Origin of the sequence: Paenibacillus sp. YIM B09110 (genome assembly GCF_037167145.1) — a bacterium.
Classification (GTDB): Bacteria; Bacillota; Bacilli; order Paenibacillales; family Paenibacillaceae; genus Pristimantibacillus.
Genome location: NZ_JBANSP010000007.1, coordinates 321,556 through 343,644, shown reverse-complemented (window position 1 = coordinate 343,644; position 22,089 = coordinate 321,556). Strand labels below are relative to the sequence as shown.

Annotated in this window: 14 protein-coding genes and 1 riboswitch; of the genes, 5 read left to right on the top strand and 9 right to left on the bottom strand. The window is 52.2% G+C overall.

What is annotated here, in order from left to right; genetic code table 11:
* Positions 1-188: 188 nt before the first annotated feature.
* From bcp to V8F51_RS13780, 4 genes are all read right to left on the bottom strand, one after another.
* On the bottom strand, positions 189-662 hold the full coding sequence (gene bcp / locus V8F51_RS13795) for a thioredoxin-dependent thiol peroxidase (protein ID WP_337100851.1): 474 nt from the start codon (positions 660-662) through the stop codon (positions 189-191).
* A 28-nt stretch (positions 663-690) separates the two neighbouring features.
* Positions 691-1,371, bottom strand: coding sequence for a VOC family protein (locus tag V8F51_RS13790; RefSeq protein ID WP_337100850.1), 681 nt, complete (start codon positions 1,369-1,371; stop codon positions 691-693).
* Entirely contained in the window at positions 1,361-2,458 is a 1,098-nt protein-coding gene (locus V8F51_RS13785) for an asparaginase (RefSeq protein ID WP_337100849.1), read from the bottom strand. Before V8F51_RS13785 ends, V8F51_RS13790 begins: the two co-directional genes overlap by 11 nt.
* Positions 2,459-2,591: 133 nt before the next feature.
* Complete coding sequence (locus V8F51_RS13780) at positions 2,592-3,929, bottom strand: ABC transporter substrate-binding protein (protein WP_337100848.1); 1,338 nt, start codon at positions 3,927-3,929, stop codon at positions 2,592-2,594.
* Positions 3,930-4,504: 575 nt separating this feature from the next.
* Between V8F51_RS13780 and V8F51_RS13775 the strand changes: the two genes are divergently transcribed.
* Positions 4,505-5,053, top strand: coding sequence for a PadR family transcriptional regulator (locus V8F51_RS13775; protein WP_337100847.1), 549 nt, complete (start codon positions 4,505-4,507; stop codon positions 5,051-5,053).
* A gap of 7 nt (positions 5,054-5,060) precedes the next feature.
* The gene (locus V8F51_RS13770; protein WP_337100846.1) at positions 5,061-6,917 is read left to right on the top strand and encodes an ABC transporter ATP-binding protein; all 1,857 of its coding nucleotides are present in this window, start codon (positions 5,061-5,063) and stop codon (positions 6,915-6,917) included.
* A gap of 273 nt (positions 6,918-7,190) precedes the next feature.
* On the opposite strand, the gene V8F51_RS13765 is transcribed toward V8F51_RS13770, so the two are convergent.
* Together V8F51_RS13765 and V8F51_RS13760 are read right to left on the bottom strand one after the other, a co-directional pair.
* On the bottom strand, positions 7,191-10,388 hold the full coding sequence (locus V8F51_RS13765) for an MMPL family transporter (protein ID WP_337100845.1): 3,198 nt from the start codon (positions 10,386-10,388) through the stop codon (positions 7,191-7,193).
* 39 nt (positions 10,389-10,427) lie between these two features.
* Positions 10,428-10,871, bottom strand: coding sequence for a MarR family winged helix-turn-helix transcriptional regulator (locus tag V8F51_RS13760; protein WP_337100844.1), 444 nt, complete (start codon positions 10,869-10,871; stop codon positions 10,428-10,430).
* A 253-nt stretch (positions 10,872-11,124) separates the two neighbouring features.
* On the opposite strand from V8F51_RS13760, the gene V8F51_RS13755 reads away from it, so the two are divergent.
* Both V8F51_RS13755 and V8F51_RS13750 read left to right on the top strand, forming a co-directional pair.
* Complete coding sequence (locus V8F51_RS13755) at positions 11,125-11,688, top strand: FAD-dependent oxidoreductase (RefSeq protein ID WP_337100843.1); 564 nt, start codon at positions 11,125-11,127, stop codon at positions 11,686-11,688.
* Positions 11,689-11,754: 66 nt separating this feature from the next.
* A riboswitch (cyclic di-GMP riboswitch) is annotated at positions 11,755-11,841 on the top strand.
* Positions 11,842-11,938: 97 nt separating this feature from the next.
* The gene (locus tag V8F51_RS13750; protein WP_337100842.1) at positions 11,939-14,563 is read left to right on the top strand and encodes a putative bifunctional diguanylate cyclase/phosphodiesterase; all 2,625 of its coding nucleotides are present in this window, start codon (positions 11,939-11,941) and stop codon (positions 14,561-14,563) included.
* A gap of 61 nt (positions 14,564-14,624) precedes the next feature.
* Here V8F51_RS13750 and V8F51_RS13745 read toward each other — a convergent pair whose 3' ends face one another.
* Positions 14,625-15,569 (bottom strand): hypothetical protein, encoded by a 945-nt coding sequence (locus V8F51_RS13745; RefSeq protein ID WP_337100841.1) that lies wholly within the window; start codon positions 15,567-15,569, stop codon positions 14,625-14,627.
* A 278-nt stretch (positions 15,570-15,847) separates the two neighbouring features.
* Between V8F51_RS13745 and V8F51_RS13740 the strand changes: the two genes are divergently transcribed.
* Positions 15,848-17,593: a methyl-accepting chemotaxis protein gene (locus V8F51_RS13740; protein WP_337100840.1), complete on the top strand. Its 1,746-nt coding sequence runs from the start codon at positions 15,848-15,850 to the stop codon at positions 17,591-17,593.
* A gap of 340 nt (positions 17,594-17,933) precedes the next feature.
* Here V8F51_RS13740 and V8F51_RS13735 read toward each other — a convergent pair whose 3' ends face one another.
* Positions 17,934-19,961 (bottom strand): ABC transporter ATP-binding protein, encoded by a 2,028-nt coding sequence (locus tag V8F51_RS13735; protein WP_337100839.1) that lies wholly within the window; start codon positions 19,959-19,961, stop codon positions 17,934-17,936.
* A 36-nt stretch (positions 19,962-19,997) separates the two neighbouring features.
* Positions 19,998-21,743, bottom strand: a complete 1,746-nt coding sequence (locus V8F51_RS13730; protein WP_337100838.1) for an ABC transporter ATP-binding protein — start codon at positions 21,741-21,743, stop codon at positions 19,998-20,000.
* Positions 21,744-22,089: the final 346 nt, after the last annotated feature.

The following is a 22,089-nucleotide window of genomic DNA, read 5'->3' as shown; positions in this document are numbered from 1 at the left end:
GCGGAGGTTGGAGCGGCCGTGGCGGTAAATAGCGCAACGTTCTTGCGCTATTTGGGGTGGTTTGGGGTTTGTGTGCGAAATAGCGTAAGGTTTTTGCGCTATTTCGGTTGTGGCGGCGCTCAGCGCCAGCAAAACAGAAAGGGATACCCCAAAGCGCTCTCAAGCGCTTTGGGGTATCCCTTGGTTCGTTACAGACTCTTAGCGGCCTCGAGCACTTCGGCTGCGTGGCCTTCTACGTTCACGCTGCGCCACTCCTTGGCGATCTTGCCTTGCTCATCCAGCAGGAATGTCGAGCGTTCAATGCCCATGAACTCCTTGCCTTCCCAACTGCGTAGCTTCCATACACCGAACAGCTCCGACACGGTGTGCTCCGTATCCGACAGCAGCAGGAACGGCAGCTCATGCTTCTCGATGAATTGCTCATGCGACATCAGATCGTCTGGGCTAATGCCGATAACAGCCGTATTATGCGCAGCGAACTGTCCGTTGAAGTCGCGGAAGTCGCAAGATTCGGTCGTACAGCCCGGCGTCATATCCTTCGGGTAGAAATAAATAACAAGCTTCTTGCCTGCATAATCAGCAAGTGCCGCTTCCTTGCCGTTAGATGCCTGTAGCTTAAAATTAGGCACCTGATCTCCTACCTGCAAAACCGTTTGTCCCATCGCATATTCTCCTCTACTCTACTTATTATTAATTTTGCTCGATGACGAGCTGCTGACCGCTCTCATACAAATGTAACTCACCGAGCCCTCGTATGTCAGCACGTATAGGGAAGCTCTCCGCCGTCTTATTCGTGAAGTGCCACCTGCCCCCTACCGTTCGAATAATGAACAGACCTTCATCATCGCCGATCGGATTGAAGCTGTCATCTCTCGTCTTATACGTCGGTATGCCAAGCGCCTCGAGTGCATCCACTGTTGACCGCACATGGCGCGCCGGCAACCCAATTTCGCTAATGTTCAGCACATCCTGCTTTGCATCGAAAGGTCGGTCCACCTCATTATCCATCGTATGACGCGCAATCAACTCCAATATATTACCCGCTGGATCGGCAAAATAGACCGAATGCGAATTCCACAAGGCACTATACGAGACATCCTCACCTGCCTCAACGCCCAGCTGCACATGCCGGCTTATCCAAGCCTTCGCTTCATCCAGCTTATTCGATGGAATATTGAACGCAAAATGGTAATAAGGATTGTTCTCTGCACTCTCAACGGATACAAAAGCCAATCGGGAGCTGCCCGCCTGAAACGTAACGCGTCCGCTCAAGCCTTCGTCTACGATCGGAAACTGAAGCGTTTCGTTGTAAAAAGATATCAGCCGAGCCAGCGGCTCTGCCGTTAGAAATTCCGCCCTATCAATGAACATCGCACGCTTCATTCCTCTCGTAAAAGATAGACGCGCCCGTCACGAACGACTTAACGCTTTCGCGAGCATCGTCATCCGATCCCCCATATAAGCCCCATCCCAACATGAGCTTCGTAAGCGCCGCTTCTACCGATAGCTTCTCGATCACAATCGCTCCCGCCTCAATCAGCTTCAGCGATGAGGAATACATAGAATCCGAATTGTCTTTGATCGGACAAAGGTAGACGTCAATCTGCTGTGCCTGGCAAGCTTCAATAAATCGAGTAAGGGAATACGGTTCTTCATCTACCGCACAAGCCGTTCCCGAATGATGAAGATCATGCAGAATCGCCTTCGGCCGCCGCTCTCCGCCCTCGCCAAACCGATAATAGCTATAATTCAATCCCGGATAAGGCTTCACGTATACGATGCTTGAATCTATAGCAAGCGATTCACTTTGCCATTCCGCCAAGCCGGAATCCTTGCGGCCGCGAAGCTGCTCCGGTGTCGGATTATGGTCATGCGCAAGCCGTACAAACTTACGATTGACCACTTTGCCATAAGGCAAGTCATACGGACAACGAAACTGATCGGTGAACGATTCGCATTGCGTAATCCGAGTACCGAGATAGACAATGGGTTCGGACTTGTCGTTCGCATAGACGACAAAAACGCCCGGCAGCTCGCCGTCCAATATGAAATCTATTGAATGGCTGAAGTTAGCGAGACCGTTGCTCCGCTCGTCTTCTAAAGGATAATTGCTCGCCGTGAACACGAGCGGTATTGTAATGTCAGCGAACAAGTAGCTGAACATCGCCGCTGAATAAGCGAGCGTATCGGAGCCATGTGTCACAATAATGCCCGCATAGGACCGCCAGTCCGCTCCCTTGAGCGTGGCGGCTAAAGTGCTCCAATGATTCGGCGTCATATTTTCGCTCAAAATATTAAGAGGCTGAATCGTATCCAATACGACTTCGTCGCGCTTCAAGCCGCTAGCCTGATAAGCGTCAAGCAAGGCATACGAGCCTGACTCATTCACCTGAATCTCGCGGCCTGCGCTTCTGCTGCCAATGGTCCCGCCTGTAAATACAATTAATAAGCGTTTCATAGACTTTACTCTTCCTTTCACCTAATCGACTATCCCTCTTATCGTATCGGCGATGCAGGAGAAGGTCAAACTGCATATAGAGATAGTGTAAGCGAATGAAGCAACGTCCATTCATCGTTACGCTTGTATGTTCCTACTCAGGCGATCGTTTCCACATCTCGTCAAGCTGTTCTAACAGATGCTCTCCCGTCCAATCTCCACGTAAATACTTTCTTAGCATGTCCGGTCCATTTTGCGTGTAATCCCCATTTTGAGCAAAGCCGCCTAATGTTCTCGTTCCCGCATAGCGTACAGGATTGTTATTCATAAGAATATACGGAGCGAACGCGCCAGTTTTGAAAAACTCCGAGTCGTCCACATTGTTATAGATCGGTATAACGCCGGTATCTTTGGCAAACTTCATATGGTTGTCTGTCGACGATAAGAAGGTGATCAGCTCCCAAGCCTCATTCTTATGGCCCGACTTGGACGATATTCCCCATCCCGCCCCGCCGACACTGTAATAAGATACGCCGCCCGGTCCAGCTGGAAGCGGAGCAGTAGCCCAGATGCCATACGCAAGCTTCTCCTCAATAAGAGCGATCGCGTCCGAATCTTGAATCAGCATTGCCGTCATGCCGTTCGCGAACGCTTCTACCTGCTCGTTGAACCCCCAATTAATAGATTCCGGAGGCGATGTATCGGCGTAAATATTACGATACAGCTCTATAGCTTGAAGAGCTCCATCATAGGCAAATATGGACCTTCCGTCATGTCTATACATCGGCTCTCCCAGGTTCACATCGTCGCTGTTGTACGCTTGGATGATCTGATTCAACATTCGGGTTGCACCCGTTCCCCCCCGGAAGGCATAGCCGAATTGGTTGCGCGGAGCGCTCGTAAGCTGCTTCCCGACATAATACAACTGTTCCCACGTTTCAGGCACTTGAAGCGCCTTCGCCTCGAACAGATCCTTCCGGTAATACAATTGTGACTGGTATAGACCGCTCGGAATGTAGTAAGGCGTACCGTCTAGATTGGTTGCAGCAGTACGAGCGTTCTCGCTTAACATGCTATATTTGTCCCATTGCGCAACATAGGGTTGAAGATTTTCAATAAGTCCCTCCGAGATAAAGGATTGCATATTGCCGGTTCTCACTTCTACAATATCTATCCCTTGCTCCTCGCCTAGCAGCTTCATTATCGTCTCATCCGCCGTGGCATAGTCGGTTGATACGAGTTCAACCTTAATGTTTGGATGCAGCCGTTCAAAAGCTTGAATAAGCGCCTTCAACGATTTGGTTCGCACATCATTAGGCAAGCTCTGTGCAATCCTAATCGTAATACGATCCGTCACACCAGGCGGACTGCTTTCTTGTCTGGTTATGTTCTCGTTATGAGAGGCGCACCCGCTGAGCAAGATAAACACAAGTACGAGTAGCAGCAAAAGCTTATTCCAGCCGAGCTCGAGCTTCCTCCACTTGTTATCCATTCCATACCCTCCCCGTAGCGCATATTTCGTTGTGTCCTACCTTATTTATCGGTCGGCAACTCCCCATACAATACAGTTACGGCCTTGTTTCTTAGCGGAATATAATAAAATGCCAGCTGCTTTCAAGACATCCTCCGTCCATTCACTGCGACAACGCACCACGTATCCACATTCGCATGTCGAAAATAGTAAGCGCATACAATTTCAGCAACTACTAAGAATACCATCTGAGCAAGGAGAAGATTCTTTCGAGAAAGTGGTCGTTTTTGAAGTTCATGCTTTCGGCACATCCATAGAAGATCAAATGAGTAACCTTGCTCTTATTTTACCACAACGGGCAGTCTAGATCATCACACCAATGGCAGATTAAAATCCGTTTCAAGCATTACTCTAACGTTAATCGCTGTAAGTTACTTAAAAATTTCTGATATTGTAAATAATAATAATAATCATTGTCAATGATGATAAGAGGCACACCATTACGAAGATAGAAAAACGGCTATTGACTTCAATACGATATATCGTTAACTTAATATTACGATATATCGTATTATACAAGCGAGGTGAGACCTACTATGCATCCACATAAAGAACCTGGCTCCGGCAAACGTTACTTCGGCCGCGGCGGCGTGAAGATTGCGCTGCTCAGACTGCTCGCCGAGGAGCCGATGCACGGCTATCAGATTATGAAGACGCTGGAGGAGCAATCCGGCGGTCTCTATATTCCTAGCGCAGGCAGCATTTATCCGACACTGCAAGCGCTTGAGGAGAAAGACTTCGTCTCGGTCAGAGAGGACGACGGCAGCAAAAAGGTTTACTCGATCACCGAACAAGGACGATCCGCGCTCTCCCTGCTTCCCGAGCGGCCCAAACGTGACGAGGACGGGAAACTGCCCCCGGAAGTGGAAGCCTATCGATTCGAGAAGATGAGACGCAAGCTTGGACTATCGAACGAGTCCTTCGACCTGCTTCGTCTTGTGACGCGCGCCGAACAAGAAGCTTCGGCAAGCAAGGAGCTCTCGTCCAAGCTTCAATCGCTGTTATCGCAGCAGCAGCAGCAGATCAATACTTTGCTTGATGCATATGCGCAGCAAGCAACCGGGGCTATCGAGGAAACGGAGTGATGCGAGCATGAACCCGAATCCAGGTTTTATGGGCAATCGAATGCCGCCTTTACCGGCCAAGAAACCAGCTCGCGGCAGTATATGGAGCATGTACAAGCGAATGTTTCTCCATGTGCGAGCGCAATGGATGCTCATGGCAGCCGCCTTCATCTGTATCATCGCCGTGTCGCTGCTAGAGTTCGCCATTCCGCGTCTTACGCAATGGACGATTGACGACATCATTCCGAGTCAGCGTTACGACAGCTTAATTTGGGTAGCGCTGGGCGTTCTAGGTACGGCGCTGCTGCTAGGGCTGTTTAACTATTTAAGCAGCTTACTAATGGCTTCTGTCGGCCAGCGCGCCGTGTACGACATACGCGGCGAGCTGTATCGGCATATCCAGCGGCTTGATATCGGCTTCTTCGACCGCAACCGCACAGGTGATCTAATGTCGCGCGTCACGAACGATGTGAACATGCTTCAGCAGCTCGTCTCGTCAGGCATGATGTCGATCATAACCGACTGGTTCACCTTCATCGCCGTCGCCGCTTATATGATGTGGATCAACTGGCAGTTAACGCTCATCGTGCTCGCAACGTTTCCGCTAATGCTCCTTACGACGCAATTTTTCGGCAAGAGGATGCGAGCGGCATTTAAGAAAGTGCAAGAGACGGTTGCCGAGGTAAGCAACCATCTGCAAGATACGTTATCATCCATTCGACTCATTAAATCATTTTCCAACGAAGACTTCGAGGCGGATCGCTTTGCACTGCGAAGTGAGAGCAATATGAAGGCCAATCTGCATGCCGTGAAGACGCGGGCTGTATTCGAGCCGGTGATCGACATGCTCTTGTTCATTGGACTTGCTGCCGTCTTGCTGTTCGGAGCACGCTTCACGATGGACGGAAGCATGACGATCGGCACCATCGTTGCCTTTATGGCATACCTTCGCCTGCTGCAAAATCCGATACGCCGCTTCAGCCGCACCATTAATACCATTCAACAATCGGCTGCCGCTTACGAGCGAATCGTCGATATATTAGGAACGCAGCCGCAGATTGCCGATGCTCCGGACGCTACTACGCTGACCCATGTGCAAGGGCACGTCGTCTTCGACAACGTCAGCTTCGCCTATCACAATGATGTGCCGGTGCTGACGAACTTTGAATTCGAGATTGCCCCTGGCAAGATTACCGCCATCGTCGGATCTTCCGGTGCCGGCAAGTCGACGATTACGCATTTGATGACGCGGTTCTATGACCCCCAGGAGGGTACGGTATCGCTCGATGGCATTTCGCTTCAGCATTTGAAGCTGGCGTCTTTGCGATCGCATCTTGGCATCGTTTCGCAGGATATTGTGCTGCTGAACGGTACGATACGCGAGAACATCGTCTATGGGAAGCAAGGCGCGTCCGATGAAGAAATCGAGGCTGCCGCGGGGGCTGCAAGCGCACATGAGTTCATTATGTCGTTCCCGCAAGGCTATGACTCCCAGATCGGGGAACGAGGCGTGAAGCTGTCCGGTGGACAGAAGCAGCGCATATCGATCGCCCGCGCCATACTGAAAAATCCAGCCGTTATCATACTGGACGAGGCAACCTCCTCGCTCGATACGGAATCCGAGAAGTCGATTCAAGATGCTCTCGCGCACTTGCTCGAAGGCCGCACTTGCCTCGTCATCGCGCATCGGCTGTCAACGATTCAGCAGGCCGATACGATCTACGTGCTGGATAAAGGCGTCATCCTCGAATCTGGCACGCATGATGAGCTGCTTGCGGCACAAGGCAGGTACAAGCAGCTGTATGAGCTGCAGTTCCCTCAGCAGGAAGCTGCGGCATCCGCCGCCGAACCACAGCTGGAGCTGCAACGGACGAAGAAATTTTAGTTGCATGATCAAGACTCGCGACAAGGACCTCATATTCCACTATTCAGTGGCGTATGGGGTCTTTGAGTTATACGAATCCCAAACCAACACCAAGCCTCATGACGAATAAAGTTAAAAAGTATATCTATTCCACCAATTTCAACTTACTTGCGAGAAATAGATATAGAAACGATCTCTATCTCATATAAAACCTCCACATAAACAACAAGAAACCGTCCCAACAGCATACTGGCTATTGGGACGGCCTCTTTGAATGATCAACAAACCCCTGACTTACTTCGGGTCATGCGAGGCAATGCGAGCTCGCTGACCGTGCGAACCGATGGAAGCGCCTGAGTCGGCATCACGCTCGCGTCCCATGAACGGCCACCAGTTGGCTGGGCCGAACATGCGTACCATGACCGGTATGAACAGCGGCAGCATAACCATCGCATACAAGAACAATCCGCACAGGACGATCGTTGCAATTTGCAGCAGCGACATGACTCCCGATGGAAGCATCGCCGCGAACGTGCCGCCGAGAATGACGGCAGCGGACATAATGACGGTACCCATATTTTTCATCGCTTCAAGGATCGCCTCGGAAGGCGACAGGTGACGATATTCCTTGAATCGATCCATTAAGAAGATGCTGTAGTCGATGCCGAGCGCCACCAGCATGACGAAGCCGAAGAACGGCACGGCCCAGCTGACGCCCGAGTAACCGAGCAAACGTACGAATATAACTTCCGTAATCGCCATCGAAGTGTAGAACGTAACGAGCAGCGAGGCGATCATGTAGAGCGGCATAATGATTGAACGGAAGAGCACGATCAGAATAATCGCTATGCCGATCAGCATGAGCACAACCGTCTTCGAATAATCGGCCGACGATATATTGCTCAGATCGTGGTTAATGCTCGTCACGCCGCCGATTGCAATCTCGGCATCGCTATATGCCGTGCCTTTCAGTGCCCGTTCCACGGCTGCTTCGAGCGAAGGAACTTCAGCCATTGTATCTTGCTCGTAAGGATTTGTACGGAATACGACATCGAACTTAGCCGTGTGGCGATCCTCGGACATATACACATTAAGTGCCGATTGGAACTCCTCGTTCGCAATCGCTTCTTCGGGAATATACCAGCCCGTCATTTGTTTATTCGGCGAATCTGCCAAACCATTCAAGTAACCTCCAGCCGACTGCAGGCCATCCGTCACTTGCGTAAGTCCGCTAACACTATCGTCGAGTCCGCTTGTCAGCTCGCCGAGCTGATCGCCAAGCGCCGCGAAGCCCGACTGCAGCTCCTTCTGCCCTTCTGTCAGTTGACCAAGACCCTGCGTTACGCCCGGCAGCTTGGTGACGATCTGCCCTTGACCTGCCGCTGCTTGCGCAATGCCCTTCTGCAGCTCGGCAATGCCAGCTGCCAATCGTTCAAGTCCGCCTGCAAGCGCGGATTGGCCTTGCGAAGCTTGCGTGAAGCCCGCATTCGCCTGCTTCATGCCGGTATTGATTGCGCCAAGCTGCGCGTTCATCTGCGCAAGCTGGGCGTGAACGCCGGCAGCGCTTTGCTGCAGCTGGCCGAGCGCGCCAAGCGCCTCCTGGAATGCGGCATCTTCCGCCAGTCCAGGATAATTGTCCGTCAGCCCGCTTAAGCCTTGCTGCACGCCAGAGAGCCCTTCCGCCAGCTTCGCCTGCTCAGCAGCGACTGCGCTATAGGCGCCGGTCAACTGATCCAGACCGCCGCCAAGGTGCTCATAGCTGCCCGCAAGCTCCTTGCTCGCAGCAGCCAATTGAACCGCGCTGGCATGCGCCTGCTCAAGCCCGGCGGTCAATTCCTTCGCTCCGGCTGAGCCGTCCAGCAGCCCTTGCTCGATCTTGCTCAGACCGGCGCCAAGCTGCTCGACGCCCGTCTTCAGCTCATTCGTGCCGGAGACGAGCTCCCCCGCACCGTCGACCGCTTCGGCCAGCTTCGGCGCATTTTCGTTCAGCGCGTTGCTCGCCTCAGACAAGCCGCTGCCGATCTTGCCGAGCCCTTCTCCGCTCTGTCCAAGGCCATCCTCGAGCGTGCCTACCTGGTCGGCGACGAGGAATTGCTCCATCGCTTCGCCCATCGGCCGCGTGGCGCTGCGAACCGCCTTCACGCCTTCGGCCTTCGCCAGCTCGCGGCTCGCCTGCTCCAGTGCTGCCAGTCCCTCAGGCGTATCCAGCGGCTGATCGGTCTTCACGACGACCGTCGTTGGCAACGATTCGCCTGGTCCGAATCCCTCCGCAATAATATTGAATGCTTTAACGGAATCATATTTGTCGCCAATCTCGTCAAGCGAATTGAACGAGATCGAGCCTTTGTAAGCAGTGAGGAACGGTACGACGATTACCGCCAATATAACAAGCGCCCACACCGGTTTCTTCAGCGAGAAGTTGCCGACAGCGCCCCATAGCTTGCTCGGCTTATGCTCCAGCGAGCCCTTCGCCGGCCAGAACAGCGCCTTGCCCAGCACAGCCATAAAGAACGGTACGATGGTGAACAGTGCAATAAGCAGCACCGCTACGCCAACAGCGACCGCTACGGCTGAACGATACAACATGAATGTCGAGAAGCCGATCGACGCGAATCCGACCAGCACCGCAAGCCCGGAGAACAGTACGGTTCTGCCTGCCGTGCGATACGTATGAACGATCGCTTCCGTAATGTCGCCGCGATGCGCCAGCTCTTCCTTGAAGCGGCTGATCAGCAGTATGCAGTAGTCCGTGCCAATGCCGAACAATACGGCAACGAGGAAAATTTGCGTAAAGTTGGATAGCGGAAAGTCAGCATACTTCACGAGGAATGCGACTATCGATTGTGAGGTGAGGTAAGTAAAGCCAACCGCCAGCAGCGGCACAATCGGCGCAACCGCCGAACGGAAGACGATGAATAAGATGATAAGAATGAATCCGACCGTAATAAGCTCTGTCTTCTTAAGCCCTTCCTGCGAGCTCTGCACAACATCCTCGGAGATAATCCAGTTGCCCGTATAATAATGCTCAATGCCGATGTCGGACAGCGACTCATACAGACCGTCCTTTAGCTCGACCAGCTCCCGGTCGCCAGCCTCTACGCTCAAAAGTGTCAGAACGGTGCTGCCGTCCTCGGACATCATCTGCGGCTTGAGCTCAGGCGTATCGAAGTGGCTTGTAACCGACGTGACGCCGATCGACTCGCCTTCCGCCTTCAGCTTATCAACGCCGCCCTTCACTTCGGCTAGATCGCTTTCCGATAGGCCGCCTTCTTTATGAAAGACGAGCACGGTCGCCATGCCGCTTGCGCCTTCGTCGCCACCTACTTCCTTCACTAGATCGCTGGCGATATGCGAGGAGTAGCCGTCCGGCACGCCAATCTGTCCTTTCGTGCGTACAAGTTCCCCCATTGCCGGCGCTGTAATCATCAGCCCTGCCGCCAACGCAATCCATAACACAAGCACTAACCACTTTAGCTTCAGTATGACTCTCATTCTCTCTCTGCTCTCCCTTCACGATTACGCTTCATAGCCTTACTGTGGTTTGCCCAGTTCATGAGCGAGCTTCTCGAACGTCTGGATAAACGTGATCGCTTCCTGCTCGTCGAACGGGCTAATATACTTTAGCAGCAGCTCATACATCTTCACATCCATCTCGTCAAAAAGCTGCTCTCCCTCCTCAGTCAGCGCTAAATAAGTGACGCGCCGATCCTTCTCATCAGGCAAACGATAAATCAGATTCTTGTAGAAAAGACGATTAATAATGGCCGTAATCGAGCTTTTGCCCACGCAGAAAATATCAGCCAGCTCCGAGGACGTGCTTCTCCCTTGGCTATGCAAATATCGCAGCGTCGAGAACTGGTCGATCGTCAGCTCTTCCGGCATCAGCTCGCGTATCAAGGCGTTTAATCGACGGTTAACCAAGAAGTGGGCAGCCTCGTAGCGATGTATAATTTCTTTGGATAGTCTGAGATCCATTCCTGCATCAGATCCTCCTTCTGTGTCGCAATAGTCCGAACACCTAGTGACCTCAATGCCTCGGACAAACTAATTCTACTGTAGAACTATTTGATAATCGAACTATATCAAAGACGCGATTCAAATGCAACGTATCAATAATGAACTTATCGTGAACGGACTAGAATTGTCCGATTGATTTTTGCCGCGGAACATTTATATAATATTGGCGAAAACAAAAGGAACGAAATAAATTCATATGGAGGTTGGACGCATGTACGATATTGCAATTATCGGAGCTGGGCCCGCAGGAGCAAGCGCAGCGATCTTTAGCGCCAAGGCAGGCAAAAAAACAGTCATGTTCGAAAATAACAAAGGGATGACAAAACGCGCATGGTTCGAGAACCATTACGGCGTGTCCGAAATCGGCGGTCCTGATCTCATCGAGACAGGCAAGAAGCAGGCGCTCAAATTCGGTACCGAGATTAAGGAAGAAACCGTTCAGAACATCACAGTCATCGAAGGCGGTCTCAAGATTGAATCCGATGGCGGAACTTACGAAGCCAAGCATGTCCTGCTCGCTACTGGAGCCGCAACTGACCTTGCGGAGCATATCGGCGTTCAGACGAAGCCAGGTACAGAGCCGCGCATCAAGACGGTTGTCGCAGTCGATCCAAGCGGCAAAACGAGCATTCCCGGGATCTGGGCCGCGGGAACGGTAGCAGGCGTAAGCGTTCATGCGATCATTACAGCCGGCGACGGCGCCAAAGCAGCTATCAACATCATTAGCGAAATGAATGGCGAACGTTATGTCGATCACGACGTACTGAAAGCATAGTTTACTAATTCACGCAAAAAAAGAAGGATTTTAGAATAAATTGTCGAATATTAGGTGAAAAGCCGGATAGGCAAAGGGCAAACTATGCGAAAGCATAGGACGCAAAGCTACGGGTCTACAGCGTAATCACGCCATGATCGCCGGGTTACCCTAATGATTTGTGACTGCAGGAGGGTGCCGTTTGGCATCCTTTTTTTATTGTCAAATCCAACCATAATCGTTCCATTGACATATTACCAGGAGGCCCGAATTGAGTACTGTACAGCAACCGAAGCGTAATCGATGGATCATCGCCATGTCCTTCCTACTATGCACGTTGCTCGCTTTAATCAGCGAGAGACTTGGCTATCCCTTTCTATATGGCATAACATTCACCTTTACAAGCGTATTCCTGTTAGTCGGACTCCGCTTGTTCGGGTTCTGGCCCGGATTACTGGCCGCCGCAGTCGTGCATACGATTGGGACTCAGCTTATGGAACAATCTCTATTCCATTACATCGGATTGCTGGAAATTGCCATTGTCGGTCTGCTCGTTCGCAAGTACCCGAGTCACCTGTTCGTCTGCGACGCCGCCTTCTGGCTGCTCATCGCCGCCCCGCTAACGTATCTTACGCATGTCGGTCAATATAACGCTATGGGGACCGATCTGATACTCGTTACATCGATTGTGGCGATAAACGGACTGCTGAACGCGCTGTGTGCCGATATTGCCCTGCAATATTTGCCGCTCTCAAGGTGGTCCGGCATCGCTCGCGATTGGCGCAGATCCAGTTCCCTCAACCGCGTCATGCTTCATTTCTCGGTCGTGTGCGTTATACTGCCGTTTCTATTGAATATTTACATTAGCAGCACAGGCTCATTCAAGGAAGCCAGCCGCCACGCCGAGCAGCTATCCAGCAGCGTAGCTTCGATGATCGGAAGAGAGTATATGGAGAGCAGGATCCGATATGAAGATAATAAGTCTGAGGCCACGCTTGCATACCTGCAATCGCTGATTGCCAAGCATTCGTCCGCTCTATATACAATTACCATTACAGATGGAAGCGGCACCGTCATCCCTTGGAACGGCAGCATCCGTAATGACACCTCAAGCTACCGGATTAACAAAGCGTTAAGCAACAACCTTCAATTGCTTATTCCTGTACTTAAAGAGCATCCGCTCCATATCTCGACTTGGCATGAAGGAAAGTTCCGTTACGCCTCGTCCATCCATGATACGGGCCTCATGATCCATATCGATATTCCTTTACATAACTATCAATACTATCTTTTTAATAAATACATCACGCATTTCATTTATTTAATTACACTCGCCTTATTCGCTGCGCTTGTTGCGTTCTTCATTAACCGCTGGCTAGGCAGAAGCTTGAAGCGATTAGCCGAAGCGACGAACAATCTGCCGAGCCGCCTGAAGCAGGAAGACTTGATCGAATGGCCGTCCAGCAATATTTTCGAGATTCACGCCTTAATTAGCAACTTCAAGCAAATGGCGGTCAATCTCGTCCATATGTTCGGTGAGACGCAGAAAAACAGCGAGCGCCTGCAAGCTCAAGCGTATATGCTTGGGCAATCGGAGGAGAAACTTCATCGCCTCGCTTATTACGACATGCTGACAGGCTTGCCGAATCGGCTTCACTTTACGAAGCATATTCAAGACATGATTACGATACACGCTGGCAATGAACATAAGATTGCTGTTATGTTCGCCGATATCAATCGCTTCAAGCAAGTAAACGATACGCTTGGCCACGCAACCGGCGATAGACTCCTGAAGCAGGCTGCCAGCCGCTTCGCAGAGACTGCAACGAGCTTCGATGTATTTCGTCTCGGAGGCGATGAATTCGTCTTCGCCGGCTCGTACACCGACGTTGCGGAGGTGCACAACATGGCGGAGCAGATCGGCGAAGCATTCTCGAAGCCTTTCGAAATCGACGGCATGCCGCTTTACTTGACAATCAGCATTGGCATTAGCCTATATCCGCTCGACGGAGAAGATATCGACACCGTTATTAGCAATGCGGATATCGCCATGTACAGCGCCAAGGAGGAGGGCGACGGCTGCTACCGCTTCTACAAGCCGAAACTGGCCTCGGTCATGACAGAGAAGATGCACTTGGAGAACGGACTCTATAATGCGCTGCAAACAAACCAATTCTCCTTACACTATCAGCCGAAAATGAGCGCCTCGACAGGGAAGTTATGCGGCATAGAAGCGCTTATCCGCTGGCAGCATCCAGAACTGGGCCTTATTCCGCCAGATAAGTTCATTCCGCTTGCCGAACAGGCGGGCTTCATATTAGAAATTGACCGATGGGTGTTCCGCGAAGCTTGCCGCCAGAACAAAGCGTGGCAGGATGCGGGTTTACCTCCGATATGCGTATCGGTTAACATCTCCGGGAGACATTTTTTCCAAGGAAACTTAATCGAAATGATCGTAACCGCGTTAGAAGATACACAATTATCGCCGGAATACGTCAGCATTGAAATTACGGAGGGCGTCTTCATGCGCAATATGGAGCAAGTCATTGAAACGATCCAGTATTTGCGCAAGCTCGGCATCTTAATCTCGATGGACGACTTCGGCACCGGCTACTCAACGCTTAATCAGCTGCAAAGGCTGCCGATCTCCGATGTGAAGCTGGACCGCTCTTTCATTCAAGGCATTACAACCGACGAGAAGAAATCCTCGATCGTTCGGGCTATTATCGAGCTTGTGCACAGTATGGATATGAGGGTCGTGGCAGAAGGCGTGGAAACCGATGACGAATCGCAATTTTGCAAAGAGCTGAAGTGCGATGAACTGCAAGGTTACTTGTTCAGCAGGCCTCTTCCGGCGCATCAGTTCGAAGCTCTGCTGGCCGGCAGTGCAGCATAAAGCACTGCACAAACAACGAATGGCAGTACAGGAGTAGCCACCTGTACTGCCATTGTTCGTCTTAAGCGCTTGCTCCGGTTTCGGCTTGAGATGCCGATTCGCTTTCGCTTGCCTGTGCCCCATTCTCCGCTGCTGGCTTGTCACCTTTCTGGGCACCGCGCGCTCCGTTAGGACGCTCCCCCCGCGGACCTTTGCCGCCATCTTGAGCGCGCCCTTGAAGCTCGCCGTTTACCAGCTTCTCGGCATGCTCAGCCAAGGTTGCAAGCTTCTCGTCATACTGCTCCTGCGTCAACTCTCCCGCCGCAAGTTTCTCGGCGAGCTTCGCCTTAACTTCGGCTACATGCGCATCAATAACGTTTTGAACGGCTATGCCTTTCTCAGCAGCAAGTGCCGCAATCGTTTTTCCGCCATCTAGAGCCTCCTTAAGCTCGTCCGCTCCTAGACCCAACGCTGCAGCTACCGCTTCAAGCCCTCCGCCTCCAAAGCCCTTGCCGCCGCGACCGTCATGCTTGCCCAGCCCCTGTCCGCCGCCTTTGGAATCAAGCAGCTTCTCCGCCTGCTCGGCAGCGGTTGGTTTCGTCTTCTCTGCTTGTCCTTCCTTCTGCTTATCGGTGTCCGCAGATGCGTCTGGGGCGCTCGCACGCTCCGCCTCCAGCCATTCGATTAGCTTCGCTTTCAGCTCTTCGCGAGTTTTGCCCTGCGCCACTGCGATTTCGCTGAGCGTGCTCGTCTTAAGCTGCGTCTTCAACGCTGCTTCATCAATACCCAAGTAAACGAGAAGCTGTTCTTGTATGTTTCCAAGGCCATGTCCGCCGAATTGTCCGTCCTTGCCCTTCTTCTCTGCGCCGTCGACAGCTTTGCCGGTTTGGTTTGAATCGGTCTGAGCAACGTCAGCCGAAGCAGCATTCACATATTGGCTGCTCCAAAGCACGCCTCCTCCTAGTGTCAAAGTAAGCGCGATGGCTCCTGCCGTTATCGCTTTTGCTTTCGGTTTCAATTGAAGCATTCGTAATTCCACCTCTCATCGATAATGTTGTTACAGGAACATCCTACCCCGGCTTCCTTAATTGTCCTTTAAAGCCGACTGAAAGTTAGCTGAATTCTGCTCAGAAGCTTATATATTCAACACTTTTCTAACATTGAATCTCGCATTTTTCTAATATCCCATTGCTATGCTTATTGCAGAAAATACAACTAGAATTGTCGATTCCTTAAATTACCACCTACATAATCCGACATAAATCGACGATATTCATCATAATCAATGTTTTGGAGAGTGATAGGATGTTTCGTGCGTTCAACAAAAGTTTAGTAGTGGCAAGTTCAATTGTGTTAGCTTTATTATTAATTATCGTTATCGGAGTTACGGAGACGTTATCCTATAACAGCCAAAAAACCGCCTTTACGCAGGAGATTATTCGTACCGGAGAAACACTCGGTGCCCAGATGGAAGCCAGTTACTTCTTGCTAGGCCGCGGTTACGAGGAAATTAAGGCTGGCGGCGATACGGAGGGCGATGTTTTTCAACAACTTAAGCAGCTGCTGGACACGATGATAAAGAACGAACTAGTTGCGAATGCTTACATATACATGCCCGAGATAGCCGAGCAAGACGGCAAGAAGATTGCGACCGTTATGCAAAGCAACGAAGCGCTTCATGCTGCCGATTTCGGTCCTGGCGACACTTATGAGATTCCGGAGATTGTCGAGCCGACGTTCAAGGAAGCAGCGGAAGACGGATTTGCGATTTCCAAGGTTTATGAGGACGACATAGGGCAATGGGTCACCTTAATGACTGAGCTTGAATCTAAAGATGGTCAAGTAGTAGGAATGTTCGGCGTCGATATCGACTATGCTTTCATTAACGCCAAGCTTAGCGAGCTGTTATGGAAAAGCATTGCCATTTCCGCCATATTCTCAGTCATCGCTATTCTAATAGCTGTCGCGCTTATCCGCTTGGTGCTTAAGCCGCTCAAGAGGCTGGCAGAAGTATCGGCGTTAGCCGCTCAGGGTGATCTTACGCTTGCCGTTGCGGTTAAGGGGCAAAATGAAATTTCTCAAGTAGGAACCTCGTTTAACGCGATGATCGCAAGCCTGCGCGAGCTGGCAGGCAATATTAGCACGACTTCAGGCGAGGTTGCGGGCGCTGCGGCCAACATGCAGCAAAGCGCTGAGCAGACCTCACAAGCAACGCAAGATGTGACGGAAGCGATTCAAGAGGTTGCCGTTGGTTCAGATACGCAGTTGCAAAGCTTCCAAGAATGCCAACGTGCAATGACGGAGATGACCGTGGGTATACAACGTATTGCGGAATCAACCTCTTCCGTATCCGAGCTAGCCGCAGATACAAGCCAGCTTGCTTCCGAAGGCGAGAGTGTCATTGATTCTACGCTACAACAGATGCACGAGATTGAAGAGCATGTATCGACGACCGTCGCTACGCTTCACGAGCTGAAGGAGCAAAGCGATAAGATCGGCGGCATACTCGCAATGATCGGCGACGTCGCGAATCAGACGAATTTGCTGGCGCTTAACGCATCGATCGAAGCAGCGCGTGCCGGCGAGCATGGCAAAGGGTTCGCTGTTGTTGCGCATGAAATTCGCAAGCTGGCCGAACGTTCGAAGGAATCATCGGAGCAGATTGGCGCAATTCTGCACAGCATCGGTAGCGGTACGTCGCATGCGGTGCTGACGATGGAGAAATCGGCAGTCGCAGCCCGAGAAGGATCAATCGTGAGCGCGAAGGCAGGTCAATCGTTCCGCGCCATCGTTACGTCGATCCGCGATGTATCCAGCCAAGTGCAAGAGGTATCCGCCGCTTCCGAGCAGATGTCGGCCGGCAGCGAGCAGATCGCCGCTTCGCTTGACCAGCTCGAAGGCATTGCAGCTACATCGGCAGACAACGCGCAGCGCGTAGCAGCCGCTTCCGAAGAGCAGCTAGCCTCGATGCAAGAGGTCGCAAGCTCGTCCGAGCAGCTTCGCAATCTAGCGACCACGCTGAATGAAACGATCGGACGCTTCAAAACCTAAATTATCAAATTACTCATACTAACCCCTCCCCTTATATATAAAGAAGGCTAGCCTCTCCTAATGGAGAAGCTAGCCTTCTTCGCTTATATGGCCTGCTTTGACGTATAACCTCACTAGATATGAACCCAAACTCACTATTTACGCTGAATGATACCGTTCACCGACAAATAATGAGGCAAAGCTCACTGCCCGTGAAGTTAGCTTCACGGCTAATGAGGTTTGCCTCGCTAATCCCCGCAAACAGCCAACATCACCGCAAAATAGTGAGATTTAACTCACCATTTCATGAGAACCGTCACTATTCCTCGCTCGGCAAGGAGCAGGCAAACCTTAAGCCACCTTAAGCCGGCTGCGTCGCGCCGCCCTGTTGCAGCTGATACATCGCGTAATATTTGCCGCGATGCTCCATCAACTGCTCGTGGTTGCCGCGTTCGACGATTTCGCCGCGGTCCAGCACAAGAATCTGATCGGCTGCGCGAATCGTCGACAGCCGATGCGCAATAACGAACGTCGTGCGCCCCTTCTTGAGCACATCGAGCGCCTCTTGAATGATCGCCTCGGTCTCCGTATCAATGCTCGCCGTCGCCTCGTCCAAGATCAGAATCGCGGGATCGTATGCGAGCGCCCGCGCGAACGAGATCAGTTGCCGCTGGCCAGCCGACAGCGTGCTGCCCTTCTCGATAACCGGCGCGTCAATACCGCCCGGCAGCACGCTGAACATCTCGTACGCGCCGACATCGCGCAGCGACTGCTCGACCTTCTCCCGGCTGATCGCCGGGTTATCCAGGCTGACGTTCGAAGCTATCGTTCCGGTGAACAGGAACGGATCCTGCAGCACGATGCCCATATGCTGGCGGAGCAGCTGCTTCGGTATATCGCGAACTTCCTTGCCGTCCACGACGATACGGCCCTCATTAATATCATAGAAGCGGAACAACAGGTTCAAGATCGAGCTTTTGCCCGAGCCGGTATGACCGACAAGCGCGACCGTCTCGCCCTGCTTCGCATGGAAATCTATGTTCTTCAGCACGTATTCGCCTTTCTTGTAAGCGAATGAGACGCGCTCGAACTGCACATCGCCCTTGTAACGCTCCATGGTGCCAGGCACGACGTCGATACCTTCCTCGTCCATGAGCAGGAACACCCTCTCAGCCGATACGCGAGCCGTTTCCAAGTTGGAAAGTTGGTTCACGATGCCGACAATCGGCGCGAACATCCGGTTCATGTAATCGACGAAGGCGTACAGAACGCCTACCGACACGGCCGTGCCGAACCAATCGCCCCAGAACAGCCAGATCACGATGAGGAACAGAATGTTCCGTACGACGTTAACGAGGTTATGGGATGTAATGGAGTTCAGGCTAAGCAGCTTATTCTGATACTTATAATAATGCTCATTAAGCGCCTCGAATTCCTTGTTCGTCTCCTCTTGGCGACGGAACGCTTGAATGATCGGCATCCCTTGAATCGATTCGTTAAGCATGCCGTTAATCTCGCTCAGCTTGGAGCGGATAATGCGGTTATAACGCGCCGCGAACTTGCGGTAGACGATAATCCATACGATAAGGATCGGCACGAGCGGCAGCGAAATGAGCGCCAGTCTTGCATCGAGCAGGAACAATGCCCCGTAGATGGCCGCCATATAAATAATGCCTGTAAAAAAGTTTGCCAGCACCGCGACGTAAAGTTCGCGAATCGCCTCGGTATCATTCGTGATGCGCGAGACGACTTGGCCCGCCGACAAATTATCGTAATAATTGACCGGCAGCCGCTGCGTATGCGCGAAGATGTCGTTCCGCATCCGGCGGACGATCTTGTTCGCCGACGTCTGCAGCATTAGCCGCTGGCCGTACGTGAACACGGCCACAAGCAGCAGCAAGCCGAAGTACAGCGCCGCCATTGTCAGCAAAGCCGGAAATTCCGGCTTGTAGAAGCTATACAGCTCCGAGGACGATAGCTTGGTCACGGGATAGCTCGCTTGCTCGCCTGTTTCCTTACTCGTTATGGTCATCGTGCCATCGGTGACGACACGCTTGCCGCTTTCGAACTTCAGCGGCTCTTCCAGCCAATAGAACTGGCGTACCGATTGAAGCACGCGAACCTCCGCGCCCTTCTGTTCATTCGCAGCGAAGTGATCCTCGCGCTTATACCATTTATCTTTATAAAGAACCGCATACGGCTGATCCGCCGAAACCTCATGCCACTTCTTCTCGATGCCGAGAATGTTCTGGTCAATCATTCGCTTAGCGATGAACGGTCCTGCAAGCTCCGCGCTGACCGCAAGCACGAGCAGCAGCAGCGCCAGCAGGATCGGTTTCTTATAAAGCATGGCGTATTGAAACAACCTCTTGCCCGTTGTCTGTTTCATTGTCCTTCACGCCCCTAAATTATGAATCTGCACCTATTACTCTTCGATAAAAGCTTCCAGCTGCTGGCGATCGTATTGCTCGCGATACCAGCCGCCGCTCTCCAGCAACTGCTCATGCGTGCCTTCCTGTACGATGCGTCCCTCGTCGAGGACGATAATCCAGTCCGCATGCTGCACGGCCGACAGCCTGTGCGTCGTAATGAGCGTTGTCTTGCCGACGCGCTCCGTACGGATGCCGTCAATGATTTCCGCTTCCGTCTTCGCGTCTACCGCGGACAAAGCGTCGTCCAGCAGCAATATTTCCGGATCGGCGATAAGCGCCCTCGCGATGCTGACCCGCTGCTTCTGGCCGCCGGACAGCGCAACGCCCTTCTCGCCTACCATCGTCTGGAGACCGTCCGGAAGGAACTGAATATCCTTCGCGAACGAAGCGCGTTGCAGAGCACGCTGCATATCTTCATCCGTCGCGTCGCTCTTCCCAAACATAATATTTTCCTTTACCGTTCTCGAGAACAAAATCGGCTGCTGCGGCACATAGCCAACCCAGCGCAGCCACTCCAGCGTGCGCAGTTGACCGATCGATGCGCCCGAAATCGTAATATCGCCTTGTCCAAGCGGGTATTCGCGCAAGAGCTGCTTCAGCAGCGTTGTTTTGCCGCTGCCGGTCCGACCGACAATGCCGAGCGTCTGGCCTTGGCGAAGCGTGAACGACACGTCCGCTAAGTTGTCGACTGTCGAGGACGGGTAACGGAACGTAACATCCCGGAACTGAAGACCTTCCGGCTCCTTCACCGCAACCGGATCGGCAGCTTCGGGAACGTCCGGCTTATAGCCGAGCGTCTCATTGACACGGTCAAGCGAAGCGTTGCCGCGCTGCATAATGTTAATAAGCTCGCCAATCGCGAACATTGGCCAGATGAGCATGCCGAGGAATACGTTAAACGAGACGAGCTCGCCAAGCGTAATTTCATTATGGAATACGAGATAACCGCCGTAACATAAACCGATTAAGTAACTCGTTCCGACAAGCACTTTCATCGTCGGCTCGAACAATGCGTCGATCTTGGCGACTGCGATGTTTTTGCCTAGCACTTCCTTCGTCTTCGCTTTGAATCTCGCTTCACTTGCTTCCTCCTGTACGAAAGCGCGAATAACCCGCACGCCCGCTACAGACTCCAGCACCTGGTCGTTCAGGTCGCCGAAGGCGTCCTGCGCGTCCATGAAGCGCTCGTGAATCTTCTTGCCGAAGTAGCTCATCGCCAGCGCCATAAGAGGCAGCGGCAGAAGCGAAGCAAGCGTCAGCTTCACGCTGATAAGGCCGGCCATGACGATCAGAATCGTAATCATGAACAGCGTCGAGTCGACGAGCGTCAAGATGCCGAAGCCGGCTGTCGTCGCCACTGCGCCAAGGTCATTCGTCGAGCGGGCCATCAGGTCGCCCGTACGGTTGCGCTCGTAGAACGTCGGCGTCATACGCAGGAAATGCCGCATCAGCCTCGACCGAAGCAATCGCTCCAGCACGAACGCGCCGCCGAACAATTGATAATGCCACACATAGGTAATGACATACCCGATAATCGTTAAAGCGATCCAGCTGACTACAATAAGCTGGAAGTCGGCGTCGCCCAGCACGCCTTGGTGAATGCCGTCAATCGTATAACCGATCAGCCACGGCGGAATAACATCAATGAATCCCGTCAGAACGAGGAGCGTGATCGCTAGCGTATACCGCTTCCAGTTCATGCCGAAAAACCATTTTAATTTTTTGAGTACAATAAACATCCTTCTCTACCACACCTTCCGCTATCCATCCTTACGACATTCTTCCCTTAGAAAAAACAAAAGAAGCGCGCCGCCGCAACGACACGCTTCTTCCTTCCGCCGCGGGACGTGAGGGCAGCCTGCGTACAGGCTGCCGCAACCCGATTGCGGCAAACGAAAAGGCGCAAAGTTACGGTAACGTAACCCTGCGCCCCTATTGACGGGTATACTCCCTTGTTACCGGGAAATGACGCGCGGATGGATTACGTTATTCATGTTGAAACGATGGATCATGATTCCAGCTGCAATGGCTCTCATAAATTTCCGCATGTAACGTAACCCTCCTCTCGAATAAAATCTACTTGTC